This window comes from Psychromonas arctica DSM 14288 (genome assembly GCF_000482725.1).
Classification (GTDB): Bacteria; Pseudomonadota; Gammaproteobacteria; order Enterobacterales; family Psychromonadaceae; genus Psychromonas; species Psychromonas arctica.
This window is the reverse complement of record NZ_AXWP01000038.1, coordinates 64,759-78,045: the sequence shown is the minus strand read 5'-3', so window position 1 is coordinate 78,045 and position 13,287 is coordinate 64,759. Positions and strand designations below refer to the sequence as shown.

At 38.9% G+C, this 13,287-nt stretch carries 12 protein-coding genes; 7 read left to right on the top strand and 5 right to left on the bottom strand.

Going from position 1 to position 13,287, the window contains the following annotated elements; all coding sequences use genetic code 11:
• Positions 1-90 precede the first annotated feature (90 nt).
• Positions 91-378 carry a hypothetical protein gene (locus tag H592_RS24870; protein WP_028868064.1) on the top strand — a complete coding sequence of 96 codons (288 nt, stop codon included), beginning with the start codon at positions 91-93 and terminating at the stop codon, positions 376-378.
• A 54-nt stretch (positions 379-432) separates the two neighbouring features.
• Here the strand turns inward: H592_RS24870 and H592_RS0106535 are convergent, their stop codons facing one another.
• Entirely contained in the window at positions 433-1,986 is a 1,554-nt protein-coding gene (locus H592_RS0106535; protein ID WP_028868063.1) for an alpha-glucoside-specific PTS transporter subunit IIBC, read from the bottom strand.
• Positions 1,987-2,052: 66 nt separating this feature from the next.
• Entirely contained in the window at positions 2,053-3,378 is a 1,326-nt protein-coding gene (locus tag H592_RS0106530; RefSeq protein WP_028868062.1) for a 6-phospho-alpha-glucosidase, read from the bottom strand.
• Between the two features lie 181 nt (positions 3,379-3,559).
• Here H592_RS0106530 and H592_RS0106525 point away from each other — a divergent pair, with 181 nt between their 5' ends.
• Positions 3,560-4,273, top strand: a complete 714-nt coding sequence (locus H592_RS0106525) for a GntR family transcriptional regulator (protein ID WP_028868061.1) — start codon at positions 3,560-3,562, stop codon at positions 4,271-4,273.
• 1,303 nt (positions 4,274-5,576) lie between these two features.
• Here H592_RS0106525 and dkgB read toward each other — a convergent pair.
• Positions 5,577-6,377, bottom strand: a complete 801-nt coding sequence (gene dkgB / locus H592_RS0106520) for a 2,5-didehydrogluconate reductase DkgB (RefSeq protein ID WP_028868060.1) — start codon at positions 6,375-6,377, stop codon at positions 5,577-5,579.
• A 112-nt stretch (positions 6,378-6,489) separates the two neighbouring features.
• Here dkgB and H592_RS0106515 point away from each other — a divergent pair, with 112 nt between their 5' ends.
• Positions 6,490-7,395: a LysR family transcriptional regulator gene (locus H592_RS0106515; protein WP_028868059.1), complete on the top strand. Its 906-nt coding sequence runs from the start codon at positions 6,490-6,492 to the stop codon at positions 7,393-7,395.
• 124 nt (positions 7,396-7,519) lie between these two features.
• The gene (locus tag H592_RS0106510) at positions 7,520-8,428 is read left to right on the top strand and encodes a TIGR03571 family LLM class oxidoreductase (RefSeq protein WP_028868058.1); all 909 of its coding nucleotides are present in this window, start codon (positions 7,520-7,522) and stop codon (positions 8,426-8,428) included.
• 71 nt (positions 8,429-8,499) lie between these two features.
• Here the strand turns inward: H592_RS0106510 and H592_RS0106505 are convergent, their stop codons facing one another.
• Positions 8,500-9,447, bottom strand: coding sequence for an alcohol dehydrogenase catalytic domain-containing protein (locus H592_RS0106505; RefSeq protein WP_028868057.1), 948 nt, complete (start codon positions 9,445-9,447; stop codon positions 8,500-8,502).
• Between the two features lie 149 nt (positions 9,448-9,596).
• Positions 9,597-10,478, bottom strand: coding sequence for a LysR family transcriptional regulator (locus H592_RS0106500; protein WP_028868056.1), 882 nt, complete (start codon positions 10,476-10,478; stop codon positions 9,597-9,599).
• 160 nt (positions 10,479-10,638) lie between these two features.
• Here H592_RS0106500 and H592_RS0106495 point away from each other — a divergent pair, with 160 nt between their 5' ends.
• The 3 genes from H592_RS0106495 to H592_RS0106485 all read left to right on the top strand — a co-directional run.
• Complete coding sequence (locus tag H592_RS0106495) at positions 10,639-11,829, top strand: MFS transporter (protein ID WP_028868055.1); 1,191 nt, start codon at positions 10,639-10,641, stop codon at positions 11,827-11,829.
• 155 nt (positions 11,830-11,984) lie between these two features.
• The gene (locus H592_RS0106490; RefSeq protein WP_028868054.1) at positions 11,985-12,677 is read left to right on the top strand and encodes an SDR family oxidoreductase; all 693 of its coding nucleotides are present in this window, start codon (positions 11,985-11,987) and stop codon (positions 12,675-12,677) included.
• A 389-nt stretch (positions 12,678-13,066) separates the two neighbouring features.
• Positions 13,067-13,287 (top strand): transposase domain-containing protein (locus H592_RS0106485; protein ID WP_211235629.1); only part of this gene is annotated, 221 nt, incomplete at its 3' end.

The following is a 13,287-nucleotide window of genomic DNA, read 5'->3' as shown; positions in this document are numbered from 1 at the left end:
AAGTATGATTTTCAACAAATTTTACTCGCCGCTTATAGGTGACAACAGTGTAATGGAACAGAGCCAATTAAAACGTCCTCAAGTAAATAAATGAAACAGGATACTTTATTCTTAGGTTACTTGGGTGAATCATCACCACCATCCAGAGCATTTTGCAATACAGTCGGTGATATTGGGATTAAACCGACATTTAAACCAAAAGGCTTAAAAACTTTATTCAAAACATCAACACTTGGATTACTTCTGTTGTTTTCTATATCAGAAATTTTCTTACGAGAAACGTTAACTAATTCCGCATATTTTTCTTGGTTAAAACTTGTCCAGTGTTTAGAAATGCATAAATATAAGTTTTACAAAAAAGCCTTGGGCTATTACTAAACCAAGACTTTTATTTACAAACAATTATACCAGCGATAGATTGCAGGTAAGATATCAACCTCCCATTAGTTGACTCATTTCATCGCGCACTTGTGGAACCGTTAAGCCAACAATAATTTGAAAACTATCGCCATTCCTTACCACATTAACTGCGCCATTTTCCTGAAAGAAGCTTGTCGACTTAACTAAATCAGGATTTTTAACTTTAATTCTTAAACGAGTGGCACAGTTAGTTAATAATGCAATATTTTCATTATTTCCTAAACCTGCAATAAAAGCATGAGCCTGGCTATTATCATTTATACCAACTTCATTATGGTTTTTAGCCGCTTTATAATCGGCTTTGGTATAAAGCTTAGTTTCACTGTTATCGCGCCCTGGTGTCATAATGTTGTATCTAATAATCAAATAACGGAAAGTAACAAAATAGATAGCCGTAAACGATAACCCAATAATAATCTGGATAACATATGTCCCCATATGGTTGCTACCTAAAGGTAACCAATTTTGGAAAATAAAATCTATAATACCCGTCTGAAAATTACCAGATACGCCCAGTGAGTAAGCAATTGTTGCCATTGTTGCTGAGAGTACAGCATGCAGCGCAAATAATAGTGGAGCAATAAATAGAAAAGTAAATTCAATAGGCTCTGTAATACCAGTAAGAATTGCAGTTACAGTTGCTCCCACCAGTAGCCCCATTACCATTTTTTTGTTTTCTTTTTTCGCTGTAGAGTAAAGAGCAAGAGCAATACCGGTACACCCAAAAACTTTCCCCATCCCTGTAAGCATCAGACCACCTTGTGGGAATTGGCTAATTAAAGATTCCGGATTAGCTGCAAATTCTTGAATATGTTGAATCCAATAAGCAACTGTACCGCCATCTACAGCAACAGGACCATAAAAAACTGGACCGTAAACAAAATGATGAAGCCCCGTTGGGATTAGTATTCTTTCTAAAAAAGTAAATAACCACACACCTAATGCGCCAGCTTGTACAAGAAAAAATTGTAAGTTATTAATGCCATGTTGAATACTTGGCCAAACAAAACAAGTAACAATAGCAAGAGCAATCATTATTGGAAAACTAATAATAACCACTAATGGCGTACCACCAAATACTGACGCCCAGTTAGGTAATTTATAGCCAAAATATTTATTATGGATCCACACTGAAATACTTGCGATAACAATTGCACCCAACAGGTTAGTATCTAATGTTAAAATCCCTCCAATGTCAGTGAGTCCAAGCTCTCCAGAGACATAGTTTATGCCTAGATCAGCCCCCCAAAATTGTAATATACCACCAATAACATAGTTAAAAGTAATATAAGAAACTAAGGTTGCAAGTACAGCCCGACCCGATGCCGATTTCGCAAGCGCGATAGGAAGCGCTACTGCAAAAATCAAAGACATATTTTTAAAAACAGCTAACGATGCCTGTAACAAAATAGTCGAAACACTGTGCCAAGTACTTCCTGGTATTGCCCAGGGAAATAAATCCTGATTTAGTAACATGACTGTCAAACCAAGTAACATACCAGCTGCTGGAAAAAGTAAGACAGGCACAAACATAGCTGCCCCAAAGCGTTGAATAATATCTTTCATATAGACCTTAATTTAAAGGCGAACCTGATTATTCAAGCTCGCTATTTTTAGCAAAAGTTAGGAGTATTAAGAAAACTGCGGTAAATACATTTGGTTTTCTTTTAATATGTCATCCACTATTTTTTTTGCTTTAGGCACATTAATAACAGTACGGTTTAGCGTTAATGCATTAACAAGCTTTTGTTTAGATCCTTCAAACCAAGCATCAACCACTAGTTTTTCATAACCAAGTTGCGTCTCAATCATCGCTTTTTGAAATGTTGGTATTTTACCGACGGCAAAACAATGAGGACCATTATTCGTTAGTGATGCTGGCACTTCGACCATTGCATCATCTTGAAGATTAGAAATGATACCGTTATTAGGAACGATAACGAGGTAAGTATCTCCAGTATTGTAAGCTAAAGAAGCTGCAACGCGCACCATATAACGACCATGAATATCAGCATGCATCTGTTCATTTTTAGTACTTCCTGCACTAATGATTCGCTGACAAAGTTCAAAGACACGCTTTTCACGACCATTCATAACCTGGCGTGATCGAGTATTGCTTATATCTTCTTTTGCCACCATTTTCTCTGGATATAGATAATATTGCAGATAAGTATTAGGTAGAAATTCAGGATTATCTTGAAGCATAACTTTCATATTTTGGAAAGTTGCTTGCCATGAAGGATCATCTGCAATTTCAGGATCAACTGCTGTAATACCTTTATTCATAATAATATTTTTGATTTTATCAGTAAGATCATCTCCATTCTTATTGCGAATACTAGTAAACCAGCCATAGTGGTTTAAACCAAAATACTCAGGTACTAAATCCCAAATTTCACATCCAAGAAGCTGCGCATAACTCACCATAATGGCGGCTGGCATATCACAGATATTTAAAATCCGTTTATCATCAGGAAATTCACGATTCAATGCTTCGGCAACTATTGCAGCTGGGTTTGTGTAGTTTAAAATCCATGCGTTTTTGCTATAAGATCGGATCTCATTTACTAACGTTATCATGTCACCAATGGAGCGAAGCCCATAAGCCATACCGCCGGCTCCACATGTTTCTTGACCAACACAATTATAAGCGAGTGGAATTTGCTCATCTTTTTCTCGCATCAATAAGCCACCAGTACGGATCTGTACAAAGAAGAAATCAGAATTAGAAAAAGCCACCTCTTTATTTGTTGTATAAATAAATTCTTCAATTTCAGGATACTGTTCTTTAAATAAAATCGCTGTTGCTTGTGCATTTAAAGCCTGACGGTCTGCATCAATATCATAAAAAACGACGCGTTTTAATGGAAAAGCATCCTTTTCCGCAATTAAACTGCTCATCATGCCCAGTGTATATGTGCTTCCACCGCCAATCACAGTTAGGTTTTGTTGTTTCATTTTTCTGTCCTTTATTACTTAAGATGCCTTAAATGTATCTTTAAAGTATTACCCAAACAATACCTTAAAGATACATTTACTTGTTTAAAGTGATCTTAATCACTTAATACTGGCCATTAAGTATTAGTAATGTATTATTCATCACTCTTTTGTTAAAGAGCAGACCTGATAAGGAGCTAAAGTGAACAGGCCAAGATATTTACAGATTTCAGATGAATTAATTACACAAATCGATGATGGCACCCTTTTACCAGGAGCAATGTTACCTACTGAAAGTGAGCTTCAAAAAAAATTTGGCGTAAGCCGAGTAACCATTCGTAAGTCCATGAAAATACTAGTAGATAAAGATTTACTTTATCGCGTTCGTGGCAGTGGAACTTATGTCAAATCAGCTAAAGCGCAACATAATGCTTTTCAACTAAACGGCTTCTACGAAGAGGTGTCAGCACAGGGAAAACAACCAAGCTCAAAATTATTAACGTTCGAGCTAATTGAAAGTGATATATTTATCGCCAATAAATTAGGTTTAAACGAGGGGGATGAAGTTTATTCAATTATTAGATTAAGACTTATTGATGGTGAGCCTGAAATATTAGAGCATACATTTATGCCTGTTAGTATATTTCCAGATCTCAGTATTCAAGCTATTCGTGACTCTAAGTATGAATATGTAGAAAAAATAAAAGGGTTAAAAATAAAACTTAGCAGACAAAGCGCAAAACCAGAACTAGTTACAAAAGAGATTGCTAACAACTTAAATATTGAAGCGGGTCACCCCGTTATTCGAGTGGATTCAGTTGGCGAACTAAGTGATGGTAGACTATTTGAATATACCGAACATTATTTCCGAGTATATCAATATAGCTTTGATTTTGTATCTTATAGACCACAATAAAAATAATAATAACTCAATATTAAAGATTAACATTCAACCATAAAACCTAACTTGTCATAAACCTTTAGCATTGTGTCCAACTTTTAGTTATATGGTAAGAGTCCGGTATTATTAGACCATTACAATCTTGTTGAAGATATAGCCGACATTCCGAACTTACGTGTAATCTATTGATTTAATGAAATTATTTTTTGTATTTAATTACATTTACCATTTTTATTGAGCTTTATTATACTCAAAAAAACTACTTATTGAGTATTATAATACCCAGATTAAGCTTATGACTATTTTTTATAGTAAATTCAGTGGTAATAAAGTGAGTAAGTAACATCGCATAAAAGCTCCGAATGTTAGCTTCGACGTTTGTACGTAAACTTGAAATTGAGAGGTAATACAGTTGATTGAAGCGATAATTATGACTAGATCGCCTCGGTACGCCTTTTGGCTTAAAACTTAAATATACAAAACAGTGGTACGCCTATAGTTCGCCTCAACATACACAAAGCCTTATGCGACTTAAAAGTCAGTCCAATCAAGCATCGGAGCAATAGAGAAACGGTTTGTAGGGAAATTTTGCATAAAACACCAAGATTAAAATGAAAGACGATCAATAAGCCAAATCAGAGTACTAACCCGTCCACATTAAAAATGTGATTGCGACTAACCTTCAACTGGCATTTCAAAAGAAGAATTATAACAGAAAATCATTACTTAAAAATGCCATTTAATAACTGTTTAAAGCTATCAAAAGATGACCAACACAATCATTAATAAGGAAGGTGCAAGGAGCAAAAGCGCTTCTTGCAATAATAGCTAGCCACATAATTAACAAACTAAAGGATTAAAAACACAGTTAAATAGACAGCCTTCAAAGACATAAAAAACACTTTAATGCGCATAAAAATGTAATTACACAAATGACTTGGGGTAAGGTGTAAAGGTAAGATCTGATAATCTTCCCTTCACTTGAAATAGTATAAAGTTCATGCCAGAAGCAGTTTAGCTGCTTACTTGCCCGCCAAAAAAGTAACCGAGATCTACAACGGCAAAACGAGCAGTGCTATGCCCGTTTAACGCCGATACTTTTAGTATTCAACTCAATAAATATTACCTAAAAGTAGTTTTTATATGCTCAGTACAATTGTACCAAATGCATAAGCGATGCTCTCTTGCATTGCGTAGGAAAAATTAACACTAACAAGGTATGAGTTGCAGGAAGTAATTGTTATCCTTTCAAAACTCATCACACAGATAGGGTTGATTTTAACCAGCAAAGCTGAACACTTATTTGATACATTTGGTATTAATCATCCCACTTAGGCGCAAGCCCATCAGGATCCACTTCTCTGCCGTTTCTTTCCATCTGATCAATTTTAGCGATATCTGCATCGCTTAGCACTAATTGCAATGCTTTTAGATTGCTCGCCAGATTATCTCGCTTGGTCGAAGAAGGGATCACTGCATAACCTTTAGATAACGCCCATGCTAGGGTAACTTGTGCGGGCGTGGCATTATAGTCATTCGCAATTTCTGAAATGACTGAATCTTTGAGCACCTTACCGTAAGCTAGGGTCATATACGAAGTCACCTGAATGTCGTTAGCCTGCATAAATGCAACAAGTTTACGGTTCTGAAGATATGGGCTTAATTCGATCTGGTTAGTCGCAATATTTTCTTTGCCAACAACGTCCATAGCTTGTTGTAGCAAATCGATATTAAAGTTAGACACACCTATCGCTTTGGCTAGCCCTAATGTTTTGGCTTCCAGCAGTGCGGACATGTATTCTTTGAGGTTAGTGTCGCTGCCGGGCCAATGGATCAGGGCCAAATCAACATAATCAGTATTCAGCTTTTTCAAGCTCTCTTTTAAGCTTGGAATGAGCCGCTCCGCGTTTATATTCTCAACCCAGATCTTGGTGGTAATGAATAATTCATCTCGAGATACCTCAGCTTGACTGATCACTTCTCCAATCTCAGCCTCGTTAGCATATATTTGTGCAGTATCAATGACTCTGTAGCCGACTTCTAATGCATTTCTGACTGAGTCTTTTACTACTTCACCTTCTAAACGGAATGTGCCAACACCAAATGAGGGTACTTTCATATTATCTCCTAGCTATTTTTATTTATTATATAAACGATGAGACAACTTTACGCTCCGTTCTTTTTTCCGTAAAGTTAACAAAAATCAATTATATTTTGAGTAATAATCAACAATGAAAGCAACACTTGATGAGATGAAAACCTTCATGTCTGTGATCGATAGCGGCTCAATAAGTGCGGCAGCAAAATTGTTATCGCTCACAGTCTCCGCAGTGAGCCGCTCTATTTCACGGCTGGAATCAAAACTGGAAACCACCCTTATTAATCGTACCACTCGAAAACTTGATGTGACCAATGAGGGGGTGATTTACCTCGACAAAGTTAGGCACATACTCGAAGCAGTAGAAAACGCTGAAGAGCAATTACAATGTCAAAAGTACAAACCCTCTGGTTTACTGAGAATTAACGCTGCGACACCATTCTTACTGCACGTGCTTACTCCACATATTGCTAAATATCAAAAACAGTATCCCGATGTTGAAATTATTCTCAATTCAAGTGAAGACAATATTGATCTTTTGGAAACAAAAACTGACATCGCATTTCGCATTGGCGAACTGCAAAGTTCGACATTACGTGCTACTTTTATCGGTAGCAGTAGGTTAAGAATTATAGCTAGTCCGACGTACCTTGCTGAGAATGGCACTCCTACTTCAATTGAGCAATTACTTACCCACAAATTGCTGGGTTTTAGTAAACACAACTCCCTTAAGGAGTGGCCTATTATGGATGCAAAAAATAAGCTACTTCGGATAATGGGCAGTCTCAGGTCAGACAATGGAGAAACCATCCGTTCTCTAGCACTTCATGGAGCAGGAATCGCTTGTTTATCTGATTTCATGACTTACTCCGACAGAAAACAAGGCCGTCTTATTGAGGTGATGCGCGATCATGTGCACGGCATTAAACAACCTATTCATGCGGTTTATTACAAAAACGCTAGCACCTCAAGAAGAATCAGCTCATTTCTTGATTTTATAAAAAAAGAGGTGCTAACCAAAAATTTAGACTTTCTCTAACTGCTTCAGCTATTTTGTACAAAACAGTTTTGTCGTTTTGACGCTTTTTCCTGCTTTTTAAATCTCATAGCATCCGCAGCACAGTATTAACAATACAGCCACTGCTGAAACATTAGGATTCACTATGCACAAAGATTTAAGCAATACCTTTACCATTGGGGTTGAACTCCCCTTGGACAACGATTGGACAAGAGAAGGCCAAGCAAAACGTTTACGCCAACACAAACCCTTTGGCGTACCGGATATGAGCAAACATAAAGAACGAATCATGCTTGCTGATAAGTTAGGCTTCAAAGTCGCATGGGTGCGAGACGTGCCGCTATATGATCCTGACTTTGGAGATGCCGCTCAAATTTATGAATCATTCTCTTATTTGGGGTATTTGTCAGCTTGTACAAACAATATTTTGCTGGGCACGGCGGCAATCGTTCTTCCCTTGAGGCAGCCCTGGATTGTCAAAAAGGCGGCCGCCACTATTAACGAGCTGAGTAATAACCGATTGATTTTAGGCGTTGCCAGTGGCGACAGACCGATTGAGTATCCGCTGTTTAATGTCGATTTCGATAGCCGTTCAAAATTATTTCGATACAGCCTAGATATCCTAAAAGATAAAGAAGATAGTAAACTGAATGAAGGACAACATCTTCTCCCTGAATTCAAGAATATTCCAATATATGTGGCAGGTTTAGCGCAGCAGACTCCTGACTGGGTTGGCGAACATATGGATGGCTGGCTGGCTTATCCAGGCACCGCTGAAGATCACCAACATCGCGTTAATCTTTGGCGCTCTGTCGCAGGCAGCAAACCTTACGTAAGCTTTATTCATCTCGATTTAGTCGATGATCCAGATGCGCCAATCATTCGCCATCATTTCGGCGTACAGACGGGAGTGAAGGGATTGGTAGCCGAATTACAACGGATGAAACAAGCAGGCGTTAACCATATCGGCTTGCACTTTCGAAGAAATACACAACCTATTGAAGACTCACTAAAACAAATTGCCCGTGATGTACTGCCTCATTTCCAGCAATAGCAATTGACAATGCAGCCATTAGCAAGAGGCGGCATTGTCAGTCATAGCCATGATAAAAAAGGCAGCGGTTCTTAATCAATTTTGACCACTGTCTTGCGTTTTGTTTTTTCACTGTGTTCCAGTGCTTGTGGTAGTTGATCAAAGGAGAAAACGACAGGTTCATCGATTATCATTTGATTTGAGCTAATGAGTTCCATCAGCTGTTCACCAGCTTTCATCAGTTCAGTCCAGTCTTCACTGTCTCCGTAATCATGTAATGCCCCCAATGCAATCTCATGATAAGAGATGCTTCGTGTAAAAGGAGGATCAAGCGGCTTATCGATGCGATCTTGAATAGCAACGATATGACCATTTGCTTTTAAATGCTTAACGAAGCGACTCGCACTATCCTGACCGACAGCATCAAATATGGCATGATAGTTAAGGGTTATTTCTTCAGGTGCTCTCAATAGATGGAGGACCCCCAGTGCTTTCGACATCTCAATTGAGAGACTTTTAGAAAGAACATCAACATTAAATCCCGCTTCCGATAATAACTGAATGACAATTTTGCTGACTGCACCAACCCCAACGATCAGAACATTTCGGTCTGCTTTTACAGGTATTTTACTGAAAGCTTGCCAGGCTGTCAGCATAGGGCAAGGTAACGCCCCCGCCAAAGCAGAAGACATGCTTTTTGGTACTTTCATCACTCGTCCTGCATTTAAAACGCTAAAACGAGCAAAACTGCCCTGTTTTTTTAATGATTGATGAAAGGCGACTCTCTGGCCAAGTAAAGTCTCGCTCACGTTTTTGCCGACTTTTACAACTCTACCAACCCCATCAACTCCCGGCGTGTGCCCGTCTTCCCAGTTAAGGGGATTTGAATGAATGAATTTCCAATCAACTGGATTGATGCCTGCGATTTCATTTTCTAGCAAAATCTCGTTTGCATTAATCTCACAGTGACTGACACTTGATTGCTCAACTGAATGGAGAGAAGTGTTATAGGACCAAGCCGATATATGTTTGTTTTTCATAGTGATATATGCCTACCATAGGTGAATTAACGGTCATATTAGATGACCTTAAAAGCCTAATTGTAGGTGCGCTCTGAGTAAATAACAGCGCATCAATGACAAATAAATTTTGTAATATTTGCAAAAATAAAATGCTTTTATATGGCAGATTACAAAGACAGCCTTGGCTGAATAAAGTCAATAAATGCCGATATACGCCTGGCCACAGAAGAAGATTTGTAAAAGACAGCATTAATTTGTTCGCGATCGGTATTAAGCAGTTTTCCTTGCTCTAATAACGGCACCAACCTGCCGGCCGCGATATCTTTATTGACCATAAAACCTGATAAGCAAGCAATGCCATTGCCAGCAAGTGCCAGTTGCCGCACGGTTTCACCATTACTAGCTGTCAATGTTGGCTCAATATAATCACTTCCGGATAATGGCCAGCGGTTTAATACTTTTGCGCCGGCAAAACCAAGCAGTTCATGACTCGATAAATCACTGACTTGTTTAGGCACGCCTCTTTTAGCCAGATACTCTGGTGATGCCACTATATATAATAAACTTTTCCCTAACGGCCGCGCATGTAACGTAGAATCGTTTAATTTACCGATACGGATCGCCAGATCGGTTCTTTTTTCCAATAGATCTACAAAACCTTCATTGGAAGTGATCTCTAATTCAATATCTGGAAAAGCTTGTTTAAAAGAGTGAATCAGTGGCACCAGCTGATGGAATACAAAAGGGCTTGCCGCGTCGATCCGTAACCTGCCCGCGGGCAGCTCTCCGCGAGAGACAAGTTCTTCTTCTGCCTGCTGAATCTGTAATAACCCGACACGTACTGAGTCAACAAATTGCCGTCCTTCATCGGTCAGTTCTATCCGCCTTGTGGTGCGGTTTAAAATAGTAACACCCAATTGTTTTTCGACTTTGCTCACCGCGCGAGACACTCTAGCGACCTGAATATCTAAGCTGTCAGCAGCAGCAGAAAAACCGCCACTGTCGATCACTGTGAGTAAAATTGCTAAATCATCAGAACGCGTCAGCATGCTATTCACCTTTCATTATCAATAACTATATTTGCAATATTAACAAAAGTAATTTGTTAATAACACGATTTTTAACTACTTAAAAATCAATAATAATGCGCCCATCAAACGAAAACACAAATTGTGTTCCAATATCAAAATAGAAAAAGAGGGAAAAAATATGCCTTTAGCATTATTTGCATTGACGCTCAGCGCCTTTGCGATCGGTACAACCGAATTTGTCATTGTGGGGTTAATCCCTACCATGGCACAAGATTTAAATGTTTCATTACCTTCAGCTGGACTGTTGGTCAGCCTTTATGCAATGGGTGTTGCTATCGGTGCACCTGTTTTAACTGCGCTGACTGGCAGCTGGAACCGTAAGCATGTATTGCTTTCAGTGATGGCACTGTTTGTCGCAGGAAACTTATTGGCATGGCAAGCCCCTGGATATGAAACCTTGATTACTGCTCGTATCCTAACGGGGTTGGCGCATGGTGTATTCTTTTCAATAGGCACGACTATTGCAACAGGTTTAGTTTCAAAAGAAAAAGCCGCGAGTGCGATTGCGATCATGTTTACGGGTTTAACAGTCGCATTGGTGACGGGCGTTCCGCTGGGAACCTATATTGGCCAAACATTCGGCTGGCAGTCAACATTTTTAGTCGTAGCACTACTCGGGTTAATTGCACTTATTGGCAGCGCGCTATTAGTACCAAATAACTTAAAGCAGGCAGCAGCAACTAAGATTTCAGCGCAATTGAAAGTACTCTCGGAACCTCGTTTATTATTGGTATACGCCATTACAGCAATTGGTTACGGTGGATCCTTCATAGCATTTACTTACTTAGCACCTATTCTGGAACAGGTTTCTGGTTTTGATTCCAGCGCTATCGGTCTGATCATGTTGGTTTATGGCGTGTCGGTTGCTATTGGTAATATCTGGGGTGGAAAAATGGCGGATAAATTGGGTCCAATTAAAGCGCTAAGTGTTATTTTTACAGGTCTCGCTGCGGTGCTACTGGTGTTTAACTTCACTGCGGTTAACCCTATTGCAGCGGTAGCCACTATTTTAGTTTGGGGCGCATTTGCCTTCGGTAATGTCCCTGGTCTGCAAGTTTACGTTGTAAAACTGGCGGAAAAACATACACCTAACGCTGTTGATGTTGCATCTGGCCTTAACATTGCCGCATTTAACGTGGGTATTGCTCTAGGTGCTTGGGGAGGCGGTTTAATCGTCGAAGAAGCGGGACTGATGAATACTCCTTGGATTGGTGCGATTGTGGTGTTATTCGCTCTGGTATTAACACGCTTTAGTGGTTCATTAGACAAGAAAGCACAACACAAGGCATCAGTGACACGAACTGCTTAATGCTTAATGCTTAATGCTTAATGCTTAATGCTTAATGCTTAATGCTTAATGCTTAATGCTTAATAGAGTCTAACCGCATTATCATTAGAAGCGATATTTATAAAAATATCGCTTCTTTTTTCGCGTTTTTTTCATGCTTTAATAGAGAGATAATAATGGCAACTATTTTTATTACCGGTGCAAATCGTGGATTAGGTCTTGAATTCGTAAAGCAATATGCGCAGCAAGGTCACCATGTCATTGCCTGTGCTCGTAACTTTACGCAGGCAACAGAGCTATCTCAGTTAGCGATACTTCATTCCAATATTCAACTTCATGAACTAAATGTGATGGATGAGGATCAGATCTCTGAGTTAACAACAGTATTTAAAAATCAACCCATAGATGTACTTATTCATAACGCTGGCGTGGGTGGATTTCAGTGTGAGGCCTTAGGAGATATGGATCAAAAAGGCTGGCTAGAAGTATTAACCGTCAATACCGTTTCCCCGATGCTAATCACTCAAGCGCTATTAGCAAACATTCTAGCGAGTAAAGCGAAAACTATTATTGGCCTTACGTCTATTCTCGCTAGTATTGATGATAATAATTCTGGTGGTCGCTATAGTTACCGCGCATCCAAAGCTGCGCTTAATCAAATCATCAAATCGCTTGCTTGCGAACTCTCAGATGATGGCGTAAAAGCGGCAGTTATCCACCCTGGTTGGGTAAAGACAGCAATGGGCGGAGCCGATGGTAAAATAACGCCAGCGCAAAGTATTAAAGGCATGATGAATGTGATTGAAAACCTGCAAAGCAAACATTCAGGATCTTTCTTTGTCTACGATGGAACACACTTGCCATGGTAAGTGCAATCGCTAAATGATGCAGGCTTGAAGTCTTTAGGTTCATAGGGCATACCGGAGCTAAAGGGTGAAAAGATATTTACGCTCGTTATGGGATAAATAGAGTGTAAATTAAATTGTCTAAACAACAAAATAGAGCAAAGCTCTAAGCCGGTTTGCGCCCTTAGCAACCTAGAAAATTAAAGAATTTCGTGAGTATATTTAAATGCGAAGTATAAAATAGATCTAGATATTAACTTTGAAGTTAGAGATTAATGCTTCCAATTTGAAGCGATAACTAAACCCCGTTCACCCCAGTATAATGCCGATCGTTTAAGGATCTGTTAAGAAAACTTGAACGATCTTACAGATAGATCATAATCCTCAATCTTATTAAAGGTTGGGGATTTTTTTTGTTTAATCAAGAAATGGAATTAGTTTATGAGTCATTTGAAAATAAAGATTCATACAACAATGTTTTAACTGCTATCGATACAAAATGGATCGAAGAGGCATTGTTTAAAACACAAAAAGCAAGTATTCGGCGCCGGCGTTTACCCGCTGAACAAGCTGTATGGCTCATCATTATGATGGGCTTGATGCGCAACCATTCTATTAAAGAAGTTTGTGGGTC